Source organism: Cytobacillus oceanisediminis 2691 (genome assembly GCF_007678455.1).
Classification (GTDB): Bacteria; Bacillota; Bacilli; order Bacillales; family Cytobacillaceae; genus Mesobacillus; species Mesobacillus oceanisediminis_A.
Window position 1 is genome coordinate 253786 of record NZ_VEEP01000006.1, and the last position, 23925, is coordinate 277710.

Consider the following 23925-nt stretch of genomic DNA (forward strand, 5'->3'; position numbering starts at 1 on the left):
CTGTTTTTAAACATAAATGCACTCCTTAACTGGACATAAGACCTCTAAAAATAGCACTTTCATCAACAAAAAAAGAAGCGTAAAGCACACGCTTTACGCTCAACCAATGGTCCCTTACTTCTTAATTAACTCAAGCTCGACCGGGATAAATTCTTCTACTTTATCACCATTCTTCACCTGGATGGCTGTTTCAACTGCCTGTTGTCCGATCATTTCTGGCTTTTGGGCAACTGTTGCGGCCATTGTGCCTTCTTCGACAGCTTTTACTGCATCGTCAGTTGCATCGAATCCAACAACAATGACATTTTCAAGACCGGCAGCTTTCAATGCTTCTACTGCACCTAGTGCCATTTCATCGTTGTGAGCGAATACAGCCTGGATGTCCTTGTTGCTTTGAAGCAGGTTTTCCATGACAGAAAGTCCTTGTGAACGGTCAAAATTCGCTGGCTGCTTTGCCACTACTTCAATTCCGCTTGCTGCTGCAATTGCTTCGTTGAAACCTTTGCCGCGCTCACGTGCTGCGGATGAACCTGGGATACCTTCTAATTCAATCACTTTTCCTGATCCGCCAAGCGCATCAGCCATGTATTCTCCAGCCATCTTGCCGCCAGCTGCGTTGTCAGATGCGATATGCGCAACTACCTCGCCGCCTTCTGCACTTCTGTCAACCGTGATGACCGGGATACCTGCATTATTTGCAGACTCGATTGCTGCTGTAATCGCCGCTGAATCTGTTGGGTTGATCAAAAGAACATCAATGCCTTTTTGAATCAAGTCTTCTACATCACTTACTTGTTTTGCCGGGTCATTTTGAGCATCTACAGTCGTAATGTCGATTCCTTCTTCTTTTGCTTTCTTTTCTGCGCCTTCTTTTAACGTAACAAAGAACGGGTTGTTCAGTGTTGAGATGGAAAGCCCAATTTTAACCTTATCATCTTTTGAGCCTGTGTCTTTACTGCCTTCATCAGAACCATTGCCATTTTGGTCAAGTGAGCAGCCAGCCATGAATACTGCAGCTATTAATGCAAGTAATAAACCTTTAAAAAGACCTTTCATTTATAATTCCTCCTAAATTTTTATTATTATTAAGCCGCTTTTTTGCGGTCTAACAATACTGCAAGCAGAATAACTCCACCCTTTACAACTTGCTGATAAAAAGAAGATACATTCAGCAAGTTCAAGCCGTTATTCAATACACCAATGATCAAAGCGCCGACTAGTGTTCCGAAAATCCATCCTCTGCCTCCAGAAAGGCTTGTACCACCTAAAACTACCGCAGCGATTGCATCGAGTTCATAAGAGACACCTGCGGTTGGCTGTGCTGAATTCAGCCTTGAGGTTAGTGTCGTACCAGCAAGAGCCGCAAGCAATCCAGTAAGGGAATAGACACCGATTTTAATACGATCAACTCTTAGACCAGATAAAAGGGAAGCTTCTTCATTTCCTCCAATTGCGTACACACCCCGGCCAAATGTCGTCTTTTTAAGCAAGAAATATAGAATTGCATAAGTAATCAGCATCGTGATGACCGGAAATGGTATTCCCAAAAAGTACCCTTTTCCAAGCATTTGGAAAGATACAGCATCAGAAAGTCCGGTAATCGGACGTCCTTCTGTATAGACAAGAGTGAAACCCCGGTAAATCGTCATCGTTGCCAGTGTTGCAATGAACGGGGCAACCTTACCTTTGGTGATGATCAGGCCGTTTATTGCACCCATAGCCGCACCCGCCATAAGGCCAATCAGTAAAGCAAGAATTGGATCAGTTCCGCCAGCCAGCATTCCTGCTGTCAGAGCTGACGACAATGCGAGAATAGATCCAACTGATAAGTCAATTCCACCAGTCAAAATAACAAATGTCATACCAAATGCAATTAATGCATTGATTGAAACCTGGCGCAGGACGTTGAAAATATTATTTACAGTCAAAAAGTCCGCGCTCATGACTGATAGAATAATAGCTATTAGAAAAAGTCCGATTAGTGGTCCAAGCTTTTGAAAAACATTAATTTTTTTCATGAGTTTTCCCTCCCGTGGCGGCCTGCATGATTTTTTCCTGGTCAGCGTCTTCCCTGTTGAGCATCCCTGTCAATTTCCCTTCATGGACAACCATGATCCTGTCACTCATTCCGAGGATTTCAGGCAGTTCAGAAGATACCATGATGATGGCAACGCCTTTTTCTGTAAGTTCATTCATGATTGTGTAAATTTCTTTTTTGGCTCCCACATCCACTCCGCGGGTCGGTTCATCCAAGATCAGGACCTTGGGGTCGATACCCAGCCATTTGCCAATAACGACCTTCTGCTGGTTTCCCCCGCTCAGCGATTTGACAGCCTGCTCTCCGCCAGATGTCTTGACCTTGAGCTTCTCAATCATTGCTTTGACATAATCGGCTTCTTTTTTATCAGCCATAATGCCTTTGTTGGAAAACCTCCGTAAATTGGTCAAAATCAGATTCTCACGAACACTCAGACCGAGGACCAGACCTTCATCTTTCCGGTCTTCTGTTATGAAACCGATGCCTGCCTTTATGGCATCATATGGGCGTTTGATTTTGACTTCCTTCCCATTCAGAAAAATTGTTCCGGATATAATCGGTCTTTTTCCGAAAATCGCTTCCATGATTTCCGTCCTGCCGGCACCCATAAGCCCCGCTACTCCCAGGATTTCGCCACTTTTTACAGAAAAGGAGATATCACTAAAAGCGTTCTCTGCCGTAAAATTCTCGATTCGGATTCTCTCTTCACCAGGTTTGCCGGTTCTTGCAGGAAAGCGTTCGCCAAGTTCCCGGCCAACCATCATTTTGACGATTTCTTCAAAATTTGTTTCTTTAATCTGCTTTGTTCCGACTGACTGGCCATCACGCAAGACGGTAATCCTGTCACACATCCGGAATATTTCTTCCATCCTGTGAGAGATATAGACAATGCCTACTCCCTGCTCTCTAAGCTTGTCATTTACCTTGAAAAGAACTTCAATCTCACGGTCAGTCAATGCCGCGGTGGGCTCATCCATGATCAGCACTTCAGAGTTGGTGGCAACAGCCCTCGCAATTTCAATCATCTGCTGCTGGCCCACAGATAGACTCCCAGCTTCTTGGTCCGGATCGAGCTGTACTCCAAGCCTTTCAAGATATTCCTTCGTTTTACGCTTCATTTCCTTCGTTTTCATCAACCCTATCTTCCCATGGGTCAATTCCTTGCCGAGGAACATATTCTCCGCAACTGTCAGATAGGGAATAATGTTAAGCTCCTGGTGGATGACGGTAATGCCAGATAACTCAGCTTCTTTAGCCGATTTGAAGCTGACTTGTTTACCTTTAACTTCAATTGCACCTTCATCTTTTTGATAAATTCCAGTCAGGATTTTCATGAGCGTGGACTTTCCTGCACCATTCTCTCCCATTAGTGCATGAATTTCTCCAGTTTCAAGCTCAAAATCGACCTTATTCAGTACCTGAACGGGGCCAAACGATTTTGAAATCCCTTTCATTTTAATGAATTCCATTAGAATATCACCCCTGCATGCAAAATGATGTTTGCATATGGTGTTGCTTCTCCCGTTCGGATCACTGCTTTGGCTTGTGCCGTATTCTTCTTGAAGTCTTCATGAGTTACCGACTGAATCTGGCCTTTATTAAACTTCTCTTGAATGAAAGACAGTATTTCAGGGTTGTTCTCCTGAATTTCATCGGCAATGGTGGCTTGTTCAACCTCCATGTCTTCAAGAATGGCTTCAAGCGTTTCGATAAACCCGGGCGTCCCGATTTTAAGGGATAGGTCAATTCTCTTCACTCCGTCAGGAATAGGCAGCCCGCAATCCGCAATCACAATGGTATCTGTATGTCCCAAATTAGCGAGAACCTCAGCTATATGACTGTTCAAGATTCCTTGCTTTTTCATGCTCAATCCCCCTTCCTGTCACTCAAAAATTCTTCTACTTCGGCCCTTGTCGGCATTCCTGATTGTGCTCCAAGCTTTGTAACAGATATCGCACCTGCAGCAGCAGCTATTTTGCAAGCTTCTCTTATAGATTTCCCCTCAAGGATTGCGACTGCTAATGCGCCATTGAACGTATCGCCAGCTCCCGTCGTATCGACCGTCTCAACTTTGAAGCTGTCCTGATGGCATTCCTGTTCACCTTCGTAAAAAGCTACTCCCCTTGAGCCCTTAGTTATGATCAACTTTTCTCTCAGTGAGGCGGGATCCATAACAGATGCCAGCAGGAGCTCAGCTTCATATTCATTCGGTGTTATATAGTCGGTATTTTCAATCAATGCTTCTGGGAGAGGCTGGAAAGGTGCTGGGTTAAGGATCACCTGCTTCCCGTGTTTTTTTGCAATCTGAGAGGCCATTTCAACAGACTCGATCGGAATTTCCAGTTGCAGCAACAAAAGGTCACTTGCTGCTATTTCCTTTTCCAAACTTTCAACAAGTTCAGGTGTAACCATGTTATTAGCACCTGGAACAACAATAATTGAGTTATCACCCTCGGATAAAACGATTGTAGCTATTCCAGTTTTCTCATGTGTAACCGGTTTCACATTACTTACATCAATTTGCTGTTTTCGCAAATAACCGAGATATTCATGTCCAAAAGCGTCATCACCCACTAAGCCTATCATGCTGACTTCCGCTCCCATTTTTGCAGCGGCGACAGCCTGATTTGCCCCTTTGCCCCCGGGAATGGTGAAAAATTGATTCCCAAGGACCGTTTCTCCCCTGTTTGGAACCATATCCGTCTGAGTGACTAAATCCATATTAATACTGCCGATGACAGTGATTTTTTTTGCCATTAAACATGCCCCTTTCTATGTTTGTGTGGAGCGTTTCACTATTAGTTCAACTTGAAATGTAGTTTCCTTTTGATGAATAGGCCTTCCTTCTATCATATCCAGCAACATGGAAGCTGCGGTCGATCCCATCTGATAAATCGGCTGCGAAACCGTTGTCAATTCTGGTGAAATGATATCCCCGAATTCAATCCCATCAAATCCAACTACCTTAAGCTGTTCCGGAACTTTATAGCCGAGCAGTTCAGCTGCCTTAATCACACCAATGGCCATTACGTCATTGCCCGCAAAAATCCCATCGATTTCAGGATATTTTGTTAACAACTTAAAAGCAGCCTGCTTGGCCGATTCTATCTGGTACTCCGCAGGGAAAATCAAATTTTCATCATGCAATCCCACTTCACTGACAGCATCTTCATACCCTTTTAATCGATCTTTCGCGTTAGCAATATTTTCAGGTCCGCTGATATGGGCAACCTTCACACATCCACACTCTATTAGATGCTGTGTCGCCTTTCGGGCACCTTCGTAATTGTTGCAGGTAACATAGGGAATGGTTGAATCCAAAGGTCTATCCAGAGCAATAATCGGAAAATTATAGTGTGAAATATGCTCAGGTTTAAGAGTATTGGATACCACCAGCACTCCATCAACATATTTCTGCTGCAGCATATCAAAATAGCGAATTTCCTTATCAATCTTCCCATCACTATTGCAAAGGAAGACAGTGAAATCCGACTCACTCGTCACATCTTCAACAGCCCTTGCCAGCTGGGGAAAAAATGGGTTATTGATATCCGGGACAATAAGTCCAATCGTCTTCGATTGTTTTTTAAATAAACTGCGCGCCACGGAGTTTGGTTTAAAATTCATTTCCTCGATTGCGGCTAATACAGTTTTTCGTGTGTCTTCATTGACGTATCCACTGTCATTCAAAACCCTGGACACAGTTGCAACTGAGACCCCAGCTCTTTTAGCCACATCTCTCATCGTAACCAATCTTTTTCTCTCCGTTTCTCTCAATCTTAATTTCTGTAACCGGTTACATACAGTATAAATGTCATAGGTTAGTTTGGTCAAGGAAACTTTTTTTCTTTTAAATCCGGATAGAAAAATTAAAGGGAAAATCGATCTTTGTCTCACCCCATTAACAAATTTTGTAATCATATATTCAGATGAGTGTCTTTATACCGGTAAATACAATAAGAGGTACGCTTTTTCGGGTGATAGGCTTTTAGTTCAAATTTGATAAAGTTAAATAAGAGAAATATATAATTACGTCATGGTGGGGTCATTATATGCAGTGGTATTTAAAGGCAATAAAAAATTACGCCAATTTTAAGGCAGAGCAAGGCGTAAAGAATACTAGATGTTTACTTTATTTAACCTAATAATTATTGGTGCGCTCTATCTTTTAGAAGAGGCAGCGAATTCGGATTTTTTGTTTGTACACCTAGCTATCTATTATTTATTTATGCTGATTCCATCCCTTTCTGTCACAGTTCGCAGATTAGATGATATTGGCCACAGCGGCTGGATGTACTTAGTTAATTTCATTCCTTTGGTTGGTGGAATTATCTTACTGATCTTACTTGTTTTGATAGCGAAGCAAACAATTACAAGTATGGCATGAACCTTAAAGTTCTTAAGAAAAAAATTATTCCAAAACGGATGCTAAAAAATGAGATTTATTATCCAGTGCGACTTTCTGCTGCAAAGCGTCCAGGACGTCATGAAGGCAGTAACAAGTAGAATGACGATCCCCATTTCGATTGGTATCAAGATTGTTGCAAATGAAGAGGAGTAACTCTTACAGGCAGCGATTCCGATATTTCCATTGAATCTTTCATTCCTAAAGAAGAAGACATTTACTATCAACATTCAATAGGCTAATTCACTACAAAACCTGCTGGATGACTACCTTAACGTTTGTTCAAAAATGATGATGTATCTTAAAATCTCATGTGCTTTCTTTAAATTTTAAAAAAGGCCCAATGAGCAGTAAATAACTGCTCATTGGGCCTTTTTTCACGTACGCAAACGATGCGATGTATTATCCTGCCGCAATCACTCCTTTATCGCTTTCTCAAGGGCTTCTAGAGAAGTGTTTTATCACCTTTCAGATAGGCAAATCGTCCAATCGAGGCGAATCATTTACTTTTAAGCTGTTTGAGACCATGCTTAATGGATAGAGTTGAACGGGAGATGATCCGCCCAAGTCCAGCTTCACCAAAATATATCGACTCCCGAATTGGATAGGAGAACCGTCCTTACGTCCCTTCTTTCGTTCCAATACTAATTAGTAGGTTGGAGAAAAAAGCTGCTCGTTCAGGGATTTGGCTGATGATTATGTGTTCGTTTCTTGCATGGATTCCGTCTCCAATGATACCGAGACCATCTAAGGTTGGGACTCCCATGTTGGCTGTGAGGTTTCCATCACTTCCTCCTCCAACAGAAGCTTCTTTTAACTTGATGCCTTCTTCTTTTGCTGCTTCTTTTGCGGTCTGGAAAAGGATTTTTGTATCTTCGTTTCGTTCCATCGGTGGGCGAGAGACGCCTCCTGTAACCTCGAAACTTGTACCCTCTGTGAAAGGTGTCAGCTCACAAATTATTTCATCAATTCTTTCCTGTTCTTCACTGGTTATCGCCCGTACATCAATGCCAATCTCTGCATGATCAGCCACGACATTGAGCTTGCCTCCGCCTTTAATAAATCCAACATTGACGGTGGTTCCAACCTCGTAATCCGTCAAGGACTCTAAAAAATCGATGGTTTTGGCAGCCTCTTGAATAGCACTAGCTCCTTCATGATGGTTGTTGCCAGCGTGGGCAGCCTTCCCTGTAATATCAATATAATACCGCGCTGAACCCTTTCTTGCCGTTTTTAAGGCACCCGTCTGAACAACGGGGGGTTCCGTAACTAAAGCATAATCGCAATCTTTCGCTATCTCTTCAATAACATAGCGCGAAGACGGACTGCTCACCTCTTCATCACTGGTAAAAAGGTATACAATTTTCTTTGAGAACGGGATATTCAATTCCTTGATGGCTTTTATTGCCCAAATTGCTTGTACAAGGCCACCCTTCATATCCAGGATCCCAGGCCCGTAGGCAAGATCGCCTTCGATTTTAAACTCTAAATCTCCAGGCTCCCATACTGTATCAAAATGGGAAAGGATTAAGATTGTTTCATCTCCTTCTCCGAACTCAAATTTCAGGTGATTACCGTATTTCTCTTCTTCCAACACTTCTGCATGTTTACCAAAGTAGTGAAACAAAAGCTCCTGAATCCTCTCTCCACACTGGTCGACGAGTTTTTTATTCAATGATGGAGAATCACATTCGACCAGAAACTTGATATCATCTAAAATATCTTGCAAATGGTCCTCCATAAACTGCCTTATGGAATCCATTAATATCACGCTGCTTTCTCTTTTTGTATTTAATAAAGGCTGCATAATATTTTATGCAGCCTCAGAATATAACGATTTTACTATTATATCATTCAGAAGCATGGGGACGTACCCTGTGCTTCAGCTTTACCTGTTTTTCCGGCATGTCTGCATCAAAAGGATTTCTAAACTGGCTGCGTTAAGGGAGCAGTTGTCTCTTTAGATTCTTTGGCAACCCTTTCAACACCTGCTTGATTAATTGGTTTCAATCCATTTGCGTCAGGTGCTTTTTGCTTGAATAGATGGGTGTTTAAGAGCGCGACAATCACATGGACAAGCTTTATATTTGTATCTAGCAGTGTAATTTCATCCTCGGTGAATTTCTGTAATCAGGCTTATTTCCAAATGTCTCTGACAGCTCGTATAGCAAGCTCCAAAATACCTCTTCTACTGCATGCAGTTCCTTTGCCAACAATGCTGCGGTGGACGAAAGGCTGGAAAGATAGTCGTTGACCACTTGCATATTTTCAATACATTGGTTGACCTCTGTCACCGCATGATGAATTTTTTTTGCAATGCTCTTTCGCAGAATTTTAAAATGGCTGTAAATACCGGCGAGCACATGAGTCCATTGATAATCCCGGCATCTTATGTACATCACCACGTTCTCCGCGGTTTATAGCCAGCGTTATCAAGAAAGCTTTTCTCTATCTCTTTTGGTAATCCCATCATTTCAATTTTTGCACCATGGGCAGTGACAAGCATTTTACATGCCATTTCCAAAGTCTGCAATGCCATCCTTGCTTCCTTGAGACTGGTGTCATAAACCAGCACCCCATGGTTTTCAAGCAGCAGGATATTGGCTTTAGGTGCTTTTTGAGCCACCGCCTCTCCCAGTGCCTGGCTTCCCGGGTGGTAATAAGCAACTCTTTCAACTCTCTCTAAATAGTACATGGTTTCGACAAACCAATTTGAAGGGATATCAATATTGGAGCAGGCAACCAATGTGCTGTAAAAAGGTGATGCATGAAGGACAGCATTAATTTCAGGACGGTTCTGATATATTGCCTGATGCATTGGCGTTTCCTTTGATGGTTTTTTCTCTTGAACCATAGATTGACCCAGTACAGCACATTCAACCAAATCCTCAGTTTCTAATTCACCAAGGAATGTTCCACTGGCGGTAATGAGGTAAGTATCCTCATTCACTCTGGCACTAATGTTCCCGGCGTTTCCCCATGCTAATCCGTATTCCATCATGAATTTACCAGTCTTGATAAGATCCTGTCTGTTAGTTTCGTAGTTTTCCAATGGAGCTCATCCTTTATTTAAATAGATTTACCAAACCAATTGATAGTGCTGGAATAAACGTGAGTAACATTAACGTTATCAAGAGCACACCATAGTACGGAAGCATCCCTCTTGATATTTGGTCCAGCCGGATCTTGGCGATTTGGGATGAAATGAAAAGATTAACACCCAAAGGTGGTGTACACATACCAAGAGCCAGGTTAACGATCATGATGATTCCGAAGTGGACAGGATCGATTCCCAGTTGTGTGGCAACCGGTAACAATAATGGAGCCAGGATAATAATCGATGCGTTAGTCTCCATAAACATTCCCACAATAATAAGGAAAAGATTGACCAGCAGCAGGAAAATGATTGGATTTTCCGAAATATTTATGAAAAACTCTGCAACCAGTTGAGGTACATTTGCCCTGGTCATAATCCAGCCAAATAACCCCGCACTTGATATAATGAACATGATTGTAGCTGTCGTCACAGCCGATTGAGTAAAGATTTTCGCAAGCTCTTTTAATTTTATTTCTTTGTAGACTAAAACCCCTACGATAAATGCATAACCAACCGCTATACCTGCTGCTTCCGTCGGTGTAAAAATGCCACCATAGATACCGCCAAGAATAATCACAGGCATTAACAAGGCAAAGAACGCTTCCTTAATTGCGACTAGTATTTCCCTAAAAGATTTTCTTGGCTCCCTGACATAGTTATGTTTCTTAGATAGAACATAAACAGTCAAAATCAAAGCAAAGCCAATAAGTATTCCAGGTACAAATCCTGCCAGGAATAAATCTCCGATTGAAACTGATGCTGTTACACCATATAAAATCATTGGAATACTTGGCGGAATAATGACACCTAGTTCTCCAGCAACTGCTTGTGTTGCACCAGCAAACTTGGGATCGTATCCCCTTCTGATCATGCCTGGGATCAGCATACTACCCAGTGCAGCAGTCGTGGCGGCACTCGATCCGGATATCGCAGAAAAAAACATCGCAGTTACGACTGTGACAATCGCAAGACCTCCTGGCAGATGGCCTGTAATAGCATTAGCCAGGTTGATCAGCCTTTTTGAAATCCCGCCGAACTCCATTAAGGTTCCCGCTAAAATGAAGAAAGGGATGGCCATCAAAGGGAATGAATCAATGGAAGTAAACGAACGCTGTACCAATACAATAAGTGGTGTTCCACCATCCCACCAAAGAGCAATGGCAGATGCAAGTCCTATGGAAACGGCAATTGGAACACTTAAAGCAAAAAATATCAACATAAAAACCATCAGTATTGCAGCCATCAGCTCTCTCCCTCCTTCTTCGTGGATAGTTCATCCAATATGACAGCAAGTGAATTTAATGCAAGCAAAAAGGAGCCAATGGGAATTGAGGCATATGGAATTGCCATGGATAATTGGAGACCTGGTGATGATTGCATCTGGACAAGAGGTAGCATATCGATTCCTTGCATAAATAAAATTCCAAAGAAAATAATTGAAATAATCATTACTAAAATAATGACAGATTTGCGCTTGTTACCCGTCAAGGTCTCCGGCAAGAGTTCTATCGAGATTAGTTTATTGTGCCTCATTGCTAAGCTGGCCCCCAGGAAAACAATATAAATCATTAAGTACCGGGACAATTCCTCTGACCACGTAAGCGGCAAATTAATCACAAAGCGGCTTATGACTTGTAAAATTATCAGTATAGACATTACACCCAGCATCAAAGCAAGGAGAATGCCGACCATCTTATTGATCATGTCAATGGCTTTAACAACCTGTTGCATGGTAACTCCCCTTTTAGGAATAAGTTTTCAATCCCTTTTAAAAAGAGGTGGGCACTGGATCAACAATCCTGTACCCGCCCCACTTATTCTTTTATTTTGTATTTACAATACTGTCATATAGCTCTTGTGCTTCAGGAGATTTCTTAGCAAATTCACCATGTACAGTTTTTGCTTTCTCCATGAAAGGTGCTGTATCAACTTCTACTACTTCCATGCCTGCACCAGTTAACTTTTCTAGCAGTTCTTTTTCTTGCTCGTAAACGATTTTGTTTTCATATTCAGTTGCCTCTTTAGCAGCTTCTTCTACAGCTTTTTGCTGATCTTTTGAAAGTTTCTTGTAAGCAATGTCGCTCATAGTAAGCATGACATAACCATATACGTGGTTTGTGTTAATTAAGTACTTCTGTACCTCGTTCAGCTTTGTGCTTTCAATCAGTGCAACTGGATTTTCCTGTGCATCGATTACACCTGTCTGAAGTGAAGAGTATACTTCACTGAACGCCATAGGTGTCGGTGTTGCGCCCATTGCTTCCCACGCGGCGATGGAAGCCGGGATTTCAGGGACACGAATCTTGATCCCATCTAATTCTGATGGGCTTGTAATCTTTTCATTAGCTGTTAATTGGCGCGGAGTACGTTCCCAGAACTCAAGTCCTCGAACCTGAGCATTAGCCAGCAGATCTTCTTTCAACTTTTGACCTACTTCACCGTACAAAACATTCTGCATATGCTCACGATCACGGAATAGGTATGGAAGTTCTAAAATCGCATAAGGCTCATAGAAGTTGGAGAGAACACCTGCTACAAGCGCAAAGTCAACTGAACCTAATTGCATTCCTTCGATCAAATCACGGTCATTCCCAAGTGTAGAGCTTGCATACAAATCAATTTTAACTGAACCATTTGTCTTTTCTTCCACAAGCTCAGCGAATTTTTTCGCGCCAAGATGCCATGGATCATTTTCTGCCGCAATATGTCCAAGCTTCAACGTAACCTGTTTTTCTTCACCTGATGATCCACTGGCACTTTTAGTAGATTCCTTTGCTCCGCACCCCAACAGAGCAATACTTAGAATGAATGTCATCATAATCAACCATGCTTTTTTCATTTTCATCTTCCCCTTTGTTTGTTTAATAAGATTAAAACTCTACGAGTACCTTCAAAGATGAGTCTTCTTTCTTATCTACCAACTGAAAGCCCTTTGCTGCATCTTGATAACTAAGCTTGTGACTAATAAGAGCTTCCTCATTCACATGCCCTGCTGCCAATAGATCGATAGCAGCCAATGTATCCTCTCTTGTATAAGTCATGCAGCCAATGATTTCTTTTTCCCCCTGTTGCAAATTGACAATGTCAAAGGTTTGAGTACCATGGAACATGGCAATGGTTATACATTTCCCCCCTTTCCTCAGAAGCGCAATGGATTGATCAATGATGCCAGGTACGCCCACAGCAACTAAGACCTTATCAAACTCGCTATCTATAAGCTTTTTAGCTTCTGACATCCAATCATTTTTGTTTGATATATTCATAGAATGTGTTGCACCCATTTTTCCGGCAGCTTCAAGTGCATAATCAATGACATCCGTAACAAGGATTGTTGTCGCACCCGCCGCTTTGGCAGCCGCAACAGTCAAAAGGCCAATCGGCCCTGCACCCAAGACTGCCACTTTATCGCCAAGCTGCACATCAGCCTTTCTCACCGCATGTACTCCTACAGCAAAAGGTTCAACCAAAACTCCCTGATCATAAGTCATGCCATCCGGCAATTTAAACACTGTTTCTTCTGGCGTTGCAAAATACTCTGCCATGGCACCATACCAGCCTTTAATGCCAGGTGCCTTTCTGTTGTTACAATAATTCACGTTTCCTGTCAGGCAGTCGTCACACTTTCCGCAGCCAGTTTGTGGCTCCACTGTTACCCTGTCACCAGCTTTAAAATTCCGTACATCGCTTCCAACCTTTACTACTTCCCCCGCAATTTCATGGCCAATAATCACAGGCGGCTTTCTGAAAAGATGCAGTCCCTTGTACGTATGAATATCGGAGCCACAAATACCTGCTACCTTTGTTGAAATCAACACTTCATTGCTTTCGACCTCAGGCAGTTCCACCTCTTTTACTACTACCTTATAGGCATCCTCAACATAAACCGCTTTCATTTTTGTCCTCCTCCTACTCCACAACTGACTTAATCAAGTAATTTCTGTTTAGACTTTTGCAAATGATTCGTGATTAGATCAACTGCTTGATTATTCCCACTCTTTAAACTCTTATAAATCTCTACATGCTCCTGATGGAACTTGTGCATACGATGAGGATCTTTTTTCAAATGCCTTAAGGTAATCCTATGGAGGTGGTCCTGATAATTCAGCAGCACTCGATAAATTTCCCGATTCCCGGAGAACTCGCATAATAGCAAGTGAAAAGCATGATCTTCATTCGTAAATCCTTTAATATCAAGCTCATCACATTTTGTTTCAGTATCTGCTAGATTCATTTCAATCAATCTGCATTGTTCTTCAGTCAACTTACCTGATATTTGGGTGAGAATATAACTCTCCAGCGCAATTCGCAGATTATAAATATCAATGATCTGGTCAATTGAAAGCGGATTGATGATAATGCCTTGCTTTGAAGAGACTGTGACAAAACCTTCAGTTTCCAATCGGACAAGAGCTGACTTTATTGGTGTTTTGCTCATTTGCAAGATTTCAATCAATTCTCGTTCAGATAAAAACGATCCCGGTGCAAAACTTTCATCTAATATCTGTTCTTTTATTTTCTGATAGGCTACATCCTTAAGGAGAGGAGCTGCAGCATTTTTCGTCTTCATTTCCATTTACTTACCACCCTAATGTTTCATTTGTTTATTACTTGGCGTCCCTAACATCAGAGAAATAATTTGGTCCGCCCAGTTGGCCTCCCTTTAACGCCAATTCAAATCCATTCATTTCTTCATCTTCAGAAAAGGTTTGGCACAAAGGAGCACCCGGTGAAACTTGACGTAATACTTCCAAACCATATACACCTAATTCTCTAGTGACAAATCCAGAAGTATCACCGCCAGCAACAATCGCTCTGGTAAGCCCGGTAGCTCGAATAATCTCCTTGCTCCACCTGCCTAGCTGCCTGCCGATGAGTTCGCCTGATTGGAATTCTGACATCCCCTTTTTAGCGAAGAGTTCACGAGTATCTTTAATGGAGGAATCATCTGGTCCCATTGCGGTGTAAAAAATGACGCTTTTTCCTTCGTTAATAAATTGAATTGCCTTTTCAATAAGCTCTGCAGGCATTGTTTCCTCTTCTAGAATCTGTTGGGGAGTTACCCTGATGCCTTGAAACCCATTTTCAATTGCGCTTACAATTTGTTTTTGTGTAACTGGGGAAGCACTTCCGGAAACGGCTAAAACAGGTTTACCTGAGCGTAACTCACTAGGATTTATGTTTTGTGCTGTATTTTGGATTCCTGCCTTTTTCCAATGTGTGGCAAGGGCATATCCTACCCCCGATGATCCTACGATGAACAGATTATGTTCCTTTGCCTTCTCCCAAATGAGCTGTCCGCTTACCCCAAGCCTGTCAACATCAAGTACATCAAATAGCAGCATCCCCGGCTCACTCATCTTGTTTTGGAAATATTCTCTGACCTTCTCAATCGGCCCCTCCAAATCGAGGATACTCATTAAGCCGACTCTTTCTGCGGATTGTCCGGACAGATGGACTCGCAAATCTGCTTCATTCATTGGGGTCACTGGATGTTTCGACATAACCGGATGTCGATCAAGTCGATATACCGCGTTATGCATTCTTGCGAAATGGTTGCCAAACAAGGTATACCGGCCAAGAGGGGGTGCACCGACTAAAAGAGGAATCACCTTTTGATCCGTAAAATACTCCCTTGCCACTTCAACTGCTTTCCCAATGCTGCCCACCTGGGGACTTGAGTCAAAAGTAGAACATGTTTTATAATGTGTAACTGTTGCGCCTATTTCTGCAAACCGCTCAAAGACCGGTCTAAGTTCCGCCTCCATATCTTCCGGTGTCTTTGCCCTGCTTGTTCCTGCAACCCCTATACATTGCAGGCCATCGAATTTCTCCAGCATTCGTTGCGATGGAGGTTCAAGGAACAGCACTGTACGATATCCACTGGAAGATAATGATTCCATTGCATCGGTTGATCCTGTGAAATCGTCTCCGTAAAAGGCCAGAAGCAACTCTGTCTGATTCATAATTCCACCCAATCTATTTTGTGAATTTCTTTATTGCCTGTTCTAATTCAGGATGCTGCATAGCGTATACATCTAAAGGTATCTCTTTCACAGCCGCCTCCCAACCCTGCCTCATACTGAGGACTCCAGCTGCACTGCCGGAAGGATGCGCCAAAATACCGCCACCTGCCAGATGAATAACATCGGTTGTAGACACTGCATCATAGGTTGGGATTGCGCTTGCAGCCCACTGTGCTGAAGAGAGGACCGGCATTACCTCGTAACCCCCCATGAAGGGAGTCAAGCAGTCTTTAATCGCCTGAACTACTGTATCGTTATCCTCTGAAAACTTATTATCCAGCCCATTTGTATGTAAGTGATCCACCCCAGCCAATCTTGCCAGCTTCTGAAAAACAGTGAAACTCATCCCCAGCAGCGAACTTCTAGACATTGCCCCCCACTGAGTACGGTGGCCGTGGATAGGCAACTGAGAGTAATTGCGAAGATAAGAGGTGCCAGCAAACCCGACGCTGTTGATACAAACCATTACACAAGTTCCGCCCGCCTCTAATACTAAATCATGATTTCTTCGAAGCTCTTCGATGTCTCCTGTAATATTGAAGGCATACATCAGTTTTTTCCCAGTTCGGTCGGCAGCCCGTTCAATTTCCTCCATAATCACTTTCACCCGTTGTGCAAGTGGAGCAAATGACGGATTGGCACACAGTTCATCATCTTTAATAAAATCTATTCCAGCTTCTGCTAGCTGCCTTACTATTGGCCTGTATTCCTCAGTATGCAAACCAATACTCGGTTTAATGATGGTCCCGATTAAAGGTCCCTTTTCCACACCAGTTAGTTTTCTTGTTCCAGCTATTCCAAACTGAGGACCTGGATATTTCTCAGCAAAATCCTGAGGAAGTTCGATATCGATTAATTTAAGTCCTGAAAACTCCCCTAGCTCATACAAATTGCCCGCAACAGTCGACATTAAATTAGGTATAGAGGGACCAAAATTATCGAATGGGAAGGATAAAACTACGATTGCCCTTTGATAATCCGAAGCTGCCCCTTCCTTCTGTTGCGGAGTTCTCGATCCCGGCAGAGAGGGATTCTTTACTTTCTCCAGCTTTGTTATGCTTACTACTCTGGCACCATGCCGTTCCTTCAATTCCGCAGTTTCACCTGGCACCTTAACGAATGTACCAGTTGACTGTTCCCCTGCCATGACTTCAGCAGCATATTCAAGTGGATAAGCAGTCTCAATAAGATAGCTGGCCAGTACTCTCTTACTCTCCAATTTCCACACCTCGCTCTCGTAATCTAACTTATATCCAACATAAATCTATGTTAGATTTCTTGTTTTTAAGATTATTTTAAAACGCTTACAAAGTCAAATGGTTTTCTGAATATTTTTATTTGTGAAAATAGTAACAGTATTTCGAGATACTAAACTTATCTTTGGGATCTTCAGTGAAGGATTTTTTTTAAGAAAATTCTTTTCTATATAACCTCCTGTACCAAATTACTTAGATAGCAGCCACACCGTTATTCATCAATAGCTGAAGTTTTTCCATTAAAAATATAAACTTTTTTAAAATAACAATAAATTTGAAGCATGGGGAAGCATGGGGACGGTTCTAATGCTTCCAATCCTTCCAAAAACAAACTAGCAGATAACCAGTAACCCCTGCTGCCCATTTGGTAAATTCCTTTGTTCATTTTTATTATCCTGTAAACAAAAACAGCTAATCTAAAGATTTAATTCTTTAGATTAGCTGTCAGGTTTTCTTGCACTCCTAATTTTACGCTTTGAAAATTAAACTAGCAGATATACCTAAAATTCTCGCTGCCTGTCTTTGTGATAGGCCTTCGATTGTTTTGACCTTTCTTAGTACTTCTTCCCTTTCTGATTTTTGCATACTTTTCACCTGGGCAATTACAATTCCACCGAGCGTCTGCTCGATCTTCGCTCTGGCTTCATCGTCTGGAATTCTCCTTCGATTATAGTTCTCATCTTCCATGCAGGAATCATCACTTTCTTTTTCATTAAACTCCTTGAGTTTTAAAACCGCAATTTCTTTATCTTCATTAAACAATTCGAGTACCTTCTTACGGTCCAGCAACCCTCCAGGATAGTACTCTTGTTCATAGTATCCAGCATAACTGCTCCAAGCCCACTCCTCGGCACGACGAGTAATTCCTGCCTTAACGGGATTCTGATGAATGTACCTTAGAACGTTAAGAAAGTATAGACGGGTCTCAACATTTTCACTCTTGAACCGATCTTGAAATAAGTGACCTGTTGTCTGGTACTTCCAATTGTAATATGAGACATAGCTTACCGCTATTCGCTTCATAGAGACAGACAGGCTTTCGTCCCCCTCTTTCAAAAGAAGATGTAAATGGTTGCTCATCAAACACCAGGCATAGACCTTCAGTCCTGTCTTACCTTTATATTTCTTTAAAATATCAAGAAACCTCATACTATCCTGATCATCATGGAAAATCACCTGTCGATTCGCCCCTCGGAGGATTACATGATAAATTCCATTCACACTTTTCACTCTTGCTTTCCGTGGCATTCCATCTATCGCTCCCTTCGAGAGCAGAGGGACGGTTCTTCTGCTCCCTCTCCTAATTTTAATTGGGGCACGGCTGGGCAACTTACTTTTACAAAACGCAGACCACATTTCCCCTAAGAGATAAAACTGGTGCACCAAGAAGCAAGAGAACCGTCCCCTTGCTTCAAAAAGTAGTTGGATAACGATTGGATTGATTAGATGAGCGGATTTTCTACATTTTAGTCAAAGTGGGGGTACTCTTTTATCTTGGTAATTTAGCTTGGATGGTATAAAGGCAAGAAGGAAATATTGAGGTGATAAGCAGGTAACAGGTGATTTAGAAGTTATATTAATCATATCCCATTTTATTAGAAGTTTCACTATTTTAAGAGTAGGAGCAGAGGGACGGTTCTTCTGCTCCCTCTCTTAATTTTAAGTGGAGGGACGGCGGGGCAGCTTCTTTTTTAAAAATGCTGACCACATTTCTCCGGAAGCATGAGAACCGTCCCCTTGCTTACTAAAACTTAATAGTCTCCAATCTATCTTCACCAGTCAGGAGTACTTTAATATCATCTGATAGTGTGGCTGGCCCGCCTAAAAACCAAAGTCTTCTTAGATTTAAAATATATTGAAGTGTATTGAAAGGGACACCCTCTCTCTTAACTAGCACCATGGGACTATTATTTTCCCATGAATTTCTTGAACCGGATAAGGCGTCAGCAAAGACCAGTCCATTTGCAATTGATACACTTAAAGGGTTGGGATAAAACTTTTGTGCAATAGCCAAAGAAGTATCAAATCGGTCTTTCCCAGCAATTCTTTCTACTTCACTAATACCTATCGATTTTAATTCACTCTCGATTGAAACTGGGACTACCCCTGTCCCACTTACGATGTATACCTTTTTAATGCTGGAGTGCTTTTTTACATAATCTTTAATTTCTGATTTCAGTTTGTCACCCCATTGAGGCAAAATTGGAGCCTGCCGTTCGGTTGCAACAGGTGAAACACTTAAGGCATCACTGAATACTAAACCATACACCAAAAATAGTTCAGTAGGCTGCGGATTTGCCATCTCTGCTACATTCAAAGCCACTTCGAGACGATCCTTTCCTCCAATACGTTCTACTGAAAAATGCTTTTTAAACGCTGATTCAATCTTTGTGGATACGGTAGCTGGCCCACCTAGTAAGTATACCTTGCCGGATGGCTTCAACAAACGCTTTGCCTCTTCTATTTTCGCCCCAAGAATAGTATCATTGTCGTTCACTAGAAGAATGGTGGCATTTTTCTTCTTATTCAAGGTAGCTCCTACTAGAGTATCAGAGTATTTAAGGCCACTTGAAATTAGTATAGTATCTAAGCTCTGATTAGATAGTTCTGAATTTAAATTTTTCTCTACTTCATAACGATCCTTCCCTCCGTACCTGATCACATTGGCACGCTCTGAAAAAGTGAATGTAAGTTCGTAAGTATATTCCTTTTCTAAATTAGTTATTCTTTTGGTCTCGAATATGAATTTTCCCGTTAACTGCCCTACTCCGCCATGCTTTCGAACTTCATCATTCCTGGATAGTATTGGTCCGCCACTTACTGTTGTATTTTCATCATCGCCTGGATCAAAAAAGATTTTAATATATGAGCCACTTTTTAGTTCTGCAAAAAGGGTGTTCTCAAGTCTAACATCATCCAATGTCCTTGCCCATGAACGTTTTAAGTCAAAACTTAAACCCCCATAAAGACCATTTTCTCCAGCATTAAAGATGAAGCGGTCAACCGTTTCACCTGGTTCCCAAACGCCTTGGACGGTACCAGTAGTGTATTTGCCAAACTCATATTCGTTCATTTTCAAACTTACATCATCAGAGTCCAACTTGACACCTTCTGCCCAAACCTCTTGTGTAATCGTACCTGCTAATATGAACGCAGTTAACAAAAATACAAATGCAATTTTTCTAAACAACCCAATATCCTCCTTTCTTTACATAATTTTCAGCACACTAGTCATATCGGACTATTCATTGTAATGTTTAGGAGCAGAGGTAGGAGCAGAGGTAGGAGCAGAGGGACGGTTCTTCTGCTCCCTCTCTTTAATTTAAGCGGAGGGGGACGGCAGGGCAGCTTCCTTTTTAAAATGGTGACCACATTTCTAAGAAGAAGTAAAACCGATGTCCCCAGAAGCATGAGAACCGTCCCCATGCTTCAAAATAAAAAAGGAAGCATGAGAACCGTCCCCATGCTTCCCATGCTTCCTAATACCTATCCATTTCTTGTAGCTTTTACAATTTCAACAAACTTGCCAGCATGTTGGGTGAGTTCATTCCATTGTTCTTTTTCGATATATTCCTTTTTCAACAAAGAGCCTCCTACCCCTGCAGCAACGGCTCCTGCTTTAATATAATCAGAAATATTGTTCAGGTCGATTCCACCTGTCGGCATCATCATTATATGCCCAAGTGGTCCTCTTACGTCTTTAATAAATGATGGTCCAAGCGTGCTGGCCGGAAAGATCTTCACAATATCCGCTCCCCATTCATAAGCCTGAAGCATTTCAGTCGGGGTAAAAACTCCTGGAATAGCAATTTTCCCATATCGGTTCGCTACTTTTATTGTCTCTTCATTCAATGTTGGAGCAAACAGAAATTCGGCTCCTGCGTGGATAGCCATGAGGGCAGACTGCGCGTCCAAAACAGTTCCTGCTCCTATTACTGCCCGGCCATTGAATTCTTTCTTTGCCATTTTAATCACTTCAAGAACATTTGGAGAGTCCATTGTCATCTCGATGCCTGTAACTCCGCCTTCTACCAGAGCTGAAATGGCATGCATGACTTTATCTTCGGGTACACGCCTGACAACCGCAACAATACCCGATTCTAGTATTCTATTTAGCAGTTCCTGTTTCATGGTTTACCTCCTAACGTAAAACGTCCCTATTATTCTTCCTGAATCCAGCGATTGCTTCACGGTCTGGAAGTCCTTCGATATCTCCTCTTACAGTAACAACCATTGCACCTATTGTTGCACCCAGTTCTACTGATTCCTTAAGGGACTTTCCTTCAAGGATTCCCGAAAGCAAGCCTGCCGCAAACCCGTCCCCGGCTCCAATTGGATCAATCACTCTGTCTACTTTTATACTCGGAGAAAAACCAGATCCCTCAGACTTTGAAACATAATACGTCCCTATTTCTCCATTTTTAATTGCAATTTGAGAAACGCCTGTATTTTGAAGATGCTGAGCTATCTTGTCATAATCCCTTGTTCCCATTAAAAACTCGGCTTCATCCAATCCAGGCATAAAAATATCTGATTCCCTGGCTATGTCCATTACGATTTCTCTAGCATTCGGTTTCCCTTCCATCAACTTGAATCTGAGGTTTGGGTCAAAGGAAACCATCACATTATTATTTTTCGCGACCCGAATTGCTTCAAAAACCAGTTCCATACAGTTATTGCTTAAAAATGGTGTGATTCCGGTCAGATGAAGAATTCTAGCGTTTTTCACATAATCCCAGTCAATATCTTCAGCTGTGAGAAGACTGGCTGCGGATCCGCTTCGATAATAATATACCTGGGTAGATCCTTCACGGATTCTTTCTTTTATATATAGACCTGTTGCTGCCTTGGTAGTGGTGACAACCCGAGATGTATCCACTCCTTCACCGCGGATTGATGAAACAAGATACTTGCCAAGTTCGTCGTTCCCCACCTGGCTGATCCACCCTGCAGAATGTCCTAGTCTGGCTACTCCTATGGCAACATTCGATTCAGCTCCGCCGAATCTTTTGCTGAAATTCTGGACATATCGAAGCGGTCCGTCCAAATTGGCTTCAAATATTGCCATCGTTTCTCCTATTGTTACAAGTTCAGGAAACATAATGATTAACCTCCAACCTGCTGAATTTCCCGACTATTGAGCAGCTGTTTTATTTTTCTTTAATCTGCTCCATACTAACGGCAAGACTAAGGAAAGGATTGAGATGATAATGAAAACCAGCGCAATCGGACGTTCGAAGAAGATACTGTAACTTCCCTCTGACATAACTAACGACCTTCTTAATTCACTTTCGGCCATTGGACCAAGAATAAGCGCTAGGACGATAGGAGAAGCCGGGAAACCGTATTTCTTCATAAAATATCCGATGATTCCTGCACCTAACATCGTATAAACATCAAAAAAGTTATTACTTATCGCATAAGCTCCTACTGTAGAAAGAACCAAAATGATTGGCCCAAGAATATTCTTTGGCACCATCAAAATCTTTGTAAAAAGTCGAATCCCGCTTAGTCCAAAAGCAACCATAAGAATATTGGCCACAATCATGCCTGCAAACAGCGTGTATACCAGTTCACCGCTTGTTTCAAACAGCTGCGGTCCTGGCTGTACTCCTTGAACCACAAGTGCACCGAGGAGAATGGCTGTTACTGCATCACCGGGAATTCCCAATGTTAACAATGGAACCATCGCTCCGCCTGTAACTCCGTTATTTGCTGCTTCAGCTGAAGCAATGGCTTTTTTATTCCCTTTTCCAAAAGTTTCTTTTTCTTCTTTTTTCGCAAATCGTTTAGCTTCATTATAGGAAACGAAGGCAGCAATATCTGCGCCTGCTCCCGGGATAATTCCGATAAATGTTCCAATCAGCCCTGAACGGAATATGGAAACCCATAATGTTTTAAGTTCATTCCATTTAGGGAGAACATAACTGGCAATAACTTTTCCGATTCCCTTCTCACCAGCAAGCTGTTCTTCCATAATGACAAGTGCTTCCGAAACAGCAAATAATCCAATCATGACAGGAATAAAAGATAATCCATTCAAAAGAGAAAGCTGGTCATATGTAAAGCGAGGAAAACTTGTCATTGGGTCCATTCCAATAGTTGATATTAAAAGACCGAAAACTCCAGCGATTAGACCCTTTAACACCGAACCACCTGAAATACTGGAGATGATACTCAAACCAAACAGTGCAAGGCCAAACATTTCAGGGGCGCTGAAATTGAGAGCCACTTCTGCTAGCTGCGGTGCAATTAACACAAGCATAAGCACACTTATTAATCCTCCTACACCTGAAGCAATGGCAGAAATTCCAAGTGCCTTCCCCGCTTTTCCTTGCTTAGTCAATTGAAAACCATCAATTGCCGTTGCAGCGGAAGCAGGGGTCCCAGGAGTATTCAATAGAATCGCAGAGATTGAACCGCCATAAATAGATCCGAAATAAACACCTATCAGCAAAAGAACTCCTGTTGTTGGTTCCATACCAAATGTGAATGGCAAAAACAAAGCTACACCCATTGTTGCTGTCAGACCGGGCAGTGCCCCTATAATGATCCCAACTATAACTCCTGCTATCACAAGCGCAATAACTTCAGGCTGAAAGACATTTACCATACCCTGAAAGAGCAAATCCATTTTCCATGCCCCCTTTAATAAAGAATGCCATGAGGTATCGGCACACCGAGCAGGTATTCAAAAATGATACTGATTCCTGCACTAATAATTAACGACGCCCCAATCAGAGTAGTCCACTTACGAACGCCCATTAGCCACATCCAGGCCAGGGATACTAAAACAGTTGAAACCCCGAATCCGATAAATTCAATCAGAATTACATATAAGATGATTGCGATGAAAGCTAATATAAAAGATCGAACGGAAGATCTACCATGAAACGCATAGACTTTCCCTTCGGTCTCCTCTTTTTTAAAGACAAGCATAATTGCTAAAATACCCAGTATGACTGCCGACATTTTCGGGAAAAAGTCAGGACCTGGTCCCTGTCCCATTGACGCAGGAAAAGTATTTGCAGCAAGCCAAGCATAAACGGACAATAACAAGAGGCCTATGCCAATCACACGATTCGCCACAATCATTGTAATACCTC

Annotated in this window: 24 protein-coding genes and 1 pseudogene; 2 read left to right on the top strand and 23 right to left on the bottom strand. The window is 42.1% G+C overall.

Annotated elements, in window-relative coordinates; translation table 11 throughout:
• Window positions 1-114 precede the first annotated feature (114 nt).
• The 6 genes from rbsB to FS736_RS13840 are packed head-to-tail and all read right to left on the bottom strand — an operon-like array spanning window position 115 to window position 5791.
• Window positions 115-1056, bottom strand: a complete 942-nt coding sequence (gene rbsB, locus FS736_RS13815; RefSeq protein ID WP_144478214.1) for a ribose ABC transporter substrate-binding protein RbsB — start codon at window positions 1054-1056, stop codon at window positions 115-117.
• Window positions 1057-1085: 29 nt separating this feature from the next.
• Window positions 1086-2018 carry an ABC transporter permease subunit gene (locus FS736_RS13820; protein ID WP_144478216.1) on the bottom strand — a complete coding sequence of 311 codons (933 nt, stop codon included), beginning with the start codon at window positions 2016-2018 and terminating at the stop codon, window positions 1086-1088.
• Window positions 2005-3507, bottom strand: a complete 1503-nt coding sequence (locus FS736_RS13825; RefSeq protein WP_144478218.1) for a sugar ABC transporter ATP-binding protein — start codon at window positions 3505-3507, stop codon at window positions 2005-2007. Before FS736_RS13825 ends, FS736_RS13820 begins: the two co-directional genes overlap by 14 nt.
• Window positions 3507-3902 (bottom strand): D-ribose pyranase, encoded by a 396-nt coding sequence (rbsD, locus tag FS736_RS13830; protein ID WP_144478220.1) that lies wholly within the window; start codon window positions 3900-3902, stop codon window positions 3507-3509. Before rbsD ends, FS736_RS13825 begins: the two co-directional genes overlap by 1 nt.
• A gap of 2 nt (window positions 3903-3904) precedes the next feature.
• Window positions 3905-4795 (bottom strand): ribokinase, encoded by an 891-nt coding sequence (gene rbsK / locus FS736_RS13835; RefSeq protein WP_144478222.1) that lies wholly within the window; start codon window positions 4793-4795, stop codon window positions 3905-3907.
• A gap of 15 nt (window positions 4796-4810) precedes the next feature.
• The gene (locus tag FS736_RS13840; RefSeq protein WP_144478224.1) at window positions 4811-5791 is read right to left on the bottom strand and encodes a LacI family DNA-binding transcriptional regulator; all 981 of its coding nucleotides are present in this window, start codon (window positions 5789-5791) and stop codon (window positions 4811-4813) included.
• A gap of 370 nt (window positions 5792-6161) precedes the next feature.
• Between FS736_RS13840 and FS736_RS25165 the strand changes: the two genes are divergently transcribed.
• Together FS736_RS25165 and FS736_RS13850 are read left to right on the top strand one after the other, a co-directional pair.
• Window positions 6162-6425, top strand: a complete 264-nt coding sequence (locus FS736_RS25165; protein WP_260983606.1) for a DUF805 domain-containing protein — start codon at window positions 6162-6164, stop codon at window positions 6423-6425.
• Between the two features lie 48 nt (window positions 6426-6473).
• Window positions 6474-6658 (top strand): annotated as a pseudogene (locus FS736_RS13850) (DNA polymerase III subunit beta); the annotation flags it as partial.
• A 404-nt stretch (window positions 6659-7062) separates the two neighbouring features.
• Here the strand turns inward: FS736_RS13850 and FS736_RS13855 are convergent.
• The 17 genes from FS736_RS13855 to FS736_RS13930 all read right to left on the bottom strand — a co-directional run bounded on the left by FS736_RS13855 (window position 7063) and on the right by FS736_RS13930 (window position 23914).
• Complete coding sequence (locus FS736_RS13855; RefSeq protein ID WP_313959724.1) at window positions 7063-8172, bottom strand: M20 family metallopeptidase; 1110 nt, start codon at window positions 8170-8172, stop codon at window positions 7063-7065.
• Between the two features lie 364 nt (window positions 8173-8536).
• The gene (locus tag FS736_RS13860) at window positions 8537-8842 is read right to left on the bottom strand and encodes a hypothetical protein (protein WP_144478226.1); all 306 of its coding nucleotides are present in this window, start codon (window positions 8840-8842) and stop codon (window positions 8537-8539) included.
• Window positions 8842-9495 (bottom strand): class II aldolase/adducin family protein, encoded by a 654-nt coding sequence (locus FS736_RS13865; RefSeq protein ID WP_144478228.1) that lies wholly within the window; start codon window positions 9493-9495, stop codon window positions 8842-8844. The genes FS736_RS13860 and FS736_RS13865 overlap by 1 nt, the downstream gene beginning before the upstream one ends.
• A 13-nt stretch (window positions 9496-9508) precedes the next feature.
• Entirely contained in the window at window positions 9509-10783 is a 1275-nt protein-coding gene (locus FS736_RS13870; protein WP_144478230.1) for a TRAP transporter large permease, read from the bottom strand.
• Window positions 10783-11271: a TRAP transporter small permease gene (locus FS736_RS13875; protein WP_144478232.1), complete on the bottom strand. Its 489-nt coding sequence runs from the start codon at window positions 11269-11271 to the stop codon at window positions 10783-10785. The genes FS736_RS13870 and FS736_RS13875 overlap by 1 nt, the downstream gene beginning before the upstream one ends.
• A 91-nt stretch (window positions 11272-11362) precedes the next feature.
• Complete coding sequence (locus FS736_RS13880) at window positions 11363-12379, bottom strand: TRAP transporter substrate-binding protein (protein WP_260983607.1); 1017 nt, start codon at window positions 12377-12379, stop codon at window positions 11363-11365.
• Between the two features lie 31 nt (window positions 12380-12410).
• Window positions 12411-13433, bottom strand: coding sequence for a zinc-dependent alcohol dehydrogenase (locus FS736_RS13885; protein ID WP_144478234.1), 1023 nt, complete (start codon window positions 13431-13433; stop codon window positions 12411-12413).
• A gap of 29 nt (window positions 13434-13462) precedes the next feature.
• Window positions 13463-14113 carry a GntR family transcriptional regulator gene (locus tag FS736_RS13890; protein WP_144478236.1) on the bottom strand — a complete coding sequence of 217 codons (651 nt, stop codon included), beginning with the start codon at window positions 14111-14113 and terminating at the stop codon, window positions 13463-13465.
• Window positions 14114-14144: 31 nt separating this feature from the next.
• The gene (locus tag FS736_RS13895; RefSeq protein ID WP_144478238.1) at window positions 14145-15503 is read right to left on the bottom strand and encodes a four-carbon acid sugar kinase family protein; all 1359 of its coding nucleotides are present in this window, start codon (window positions 15501-15503) and stop codon (window positions 14145-14147) included.
• A 13-nt stretch (window positions 15504-15516) separates the two neighbouring features.
• Complete coding sequence (locus FS736_RS13900; RefSeq protein ID WP_144478240.1) at window positions 15517-16782, bottom strand: ribulose-bisphosphate carboxylase large subunit family protein; 1266 nt, start codon at window positions 16780-16782, stop codon at window positions 15517-15519.
• A 248-nt stretch (window positions 16783-17030) separates the two neighbouring features.
• Window positions 17031-17204, bottom strand: coding sequence for a hypothetical protein (locus FS736_RS24345; protein WP_186326789.1), 174 nt, complete (start codon window positions 17202-17204; stop codon window positions 17031-17033).
• Window positions 17205-17287: 83 nt separating this feature from the next.
• Window positions 17288-18067 carry a transposase gene (locus tag FS736_RS13905; protein ID WP_144478242.1) on the bottom strand — a complete coding sequence of 260 codons (780 nt, stop codon included), beginning with the start codon at window positions 18065-18067 and terminating at the stop codon, window positions 17288-17290.
• A gap of 496 nt (window positions 18068-18563) precedes the next feature.
• A complete protein-coding gene (locus FS736_RS13910) occupies window positions 18564-20009 on the bottom strand; it encodes a cell wall-binding repeat-containing protein (RefSeq protein WP_144478244.1) in 1446 nt (481 codons plus the stop codon).
• A gap of 296 nt (window positions 20010-20305) precedes the next feature.
• Entirely contained in the window at window positions 20306-20950 is a 645-nt protein-coding gene (locus FS736_RS13915; RefSeq protein ID WP_144478246.1) for a bifunctional 4-hydroxy-2-oxoglutarate aldolase/2-dehydro-3-deoxy-phosphogluconate aldolase, read from the bottom strand.
• A gap of 10 nt (window positions 20951-20960) precedes the next feature.
• Window positions 20961-21920: a sugar kinase gene (locus FS736_RS13920; protein ID WP_144478247.1), complete on the bottom strand. Its 960-nt coding sequence runs from the start codon at window positions 21918-21920 to the stop codon at window positions 20961-20963.
• Window positions 21921-21953: 33 nt separating this feature from the next.
• Window positions 21954-23453: a tripartite tricarboxylate transporter permease gene (locus FS736_RS13925; RefSeq protein WP_144478249.1), complete on the bottom strand. Its 1500-nt coding sequence runs from the start codon at window positions 23451-23453 to the stop codon at window positions 21954-21956.
• A 14-nt stretch (window positions 23454-23467) separates the two neighbouring features.
• Entirely contained in the window at window positions 23468-23914 is a 447-nt protein-coding gene (locus FS736_RS13930; protein WP_144478251.1) for a tripartite tricarboxylate transporter TctB family protein, read from the bottom strand.
• Window positions 23915-23925: the final 11 nt, after the last annotated feature.

What these genes read in the sequence shown, in the direction of transcription:
- rbsB (WP_144478214.1), bottom strand. Translation starts at nt 1,056, where the DNA reads ATGAAAGGTCTTTTTAAAGGTTTATTACTTGCATTAATAGCTGCAGTA.
- FS736_RS13820 (WP_144478216.1), bottom strand. Translation starts at nt 2,018, where the DNA reads ATGAAAAAAATTAATGTTTTTCAAAAGCTTGGACCACTAATCGGACTT.
- FS736_RS13825 (WP_144478218.1), bottom strand. Translation starts at nt 3,507, where the DNA reads ATGGAATTCATTAAAATGAAAGGGATTTCAAAATCGTTTGGCCCCGTT.
- rbsD (WP_144478220.1), bottom strand. Translation starts at nt 3,902, where the DNA reads ATGAAAAAGCAAGGAATCTTGAACAGTCATATAGCTGAGGTTCTCGCT.
- rbsK (WP_144478222.1), bottom strand. Translation starts at nt 4,795, where the DNA reads ATGGCAAAAAAAATCACTGTCATCGGCAGTATTAATATGGATTTAGTC.
- FS736_RS25165 (WP_260983606.1), top strand. Translation starts at nt 6,162, where the DNA reads ATGTTTACTTTATTTAACCTAATAATTATTGGTGCGCTCTATCTTTTA.
- FS736_RS13860 (WP_144478226.1), bottom strand. Translation starts at nt 8,842, where the DNA reads ATGTACATAAGATGCCGGGATTATCAATGGACTCATGTGCTCGCCGGT.
- FS736_RS13870 (WP_144478230.1), bottom strand. Translation starts at nt 10,783, where the DNA reads ATGGCTGCAATACTGATGGTTTTTATGTTGATATTTTTTGCTTTAAGT.
- FS736_RS13875 (WP_144478232.1), bottom strand. Translation starts at nt 11,271, where the DNA reads ATGCAACAGGTTGTTAAAGCCATTGACATGATCAATAAGATGGTCGGC.
- FS736_RS13880 (WP_260983607.1), bottom strand. Translation starts at nt 12,379, where the DNA reads ATGAAAAAAGCATGGTTGATTATGATGACATTCATTCTAAGTATTGCT.
- FS736_RS13885 (WP_144478234.1), bottom strand. Translation starts at nt 13,433, where the DNA reads ATGAAAGCGGTTTATGTTGAGGATGCCTATAAGGTAGTAGTAAAAGAG.
- FS736_RS13890 (WP_144478236.1), bottom strand. Translation starts at nt 14,113, where the DNA reads ATGGAAATGAAGACGAAAAATGCTGCAGCTCCTCTCCTTAAGGATGTA.
- FS736_RS13895 (WP_144478238.1), bottom strand. Translation starts at nt 15,503, where the DNA reads ATGAATCAGACAGAGTTGCTTCTGGCCTTTTACGGAGACGATTTCACA.
- FS736_RS24345 (WP_186326789.1), bottom strand. Translation starts at nt 17,204, where the DNA reads ATGAACAAAGGAATTTACCAAATGGGCAGCAGGGGTTACTGGTTATCT.
- FS736_RS13905 (WP_144478242.1), bottom strand. Translation starts at nt 18,067, where the DNA reads ATGCCACGGAAAGCAAGAGTGAAAAGTGTGAATGGAATTTATCATGTA.
- FS736_RS13915 (WP_144478246.1), bottom strand. Translation starts at nt 20,950, where the DNA reads ATGAAACAGGAACTGCTAAATAGAATACTAGAATCGGGTATTGTTGCG.
- FS736_RS13920 (WP_144478247.1), bottom strand. Translation starts at nt 21,920, where the DNA reads ATGTTTCCTGAACTTGTAACAATAGGAGAAACGATGGCAATATTTGAA.
- FS736_RS13925 (WP_144478249.1), bottom strand. Translation starts at nt 23,453, where the DNA reads ATGGATTTGCTCTTTCAGGGTATGGTAAATGTCTTTCAGCCTGAAGTT.
- FS736_RS13930 (WP_144478251.1), bottom strand. Translation starts at nt 23,914, where the DNA reads ATGATTGTGGCGAATCGTGTGATTGGCATAGGCCTCTTGTTATTGTCC.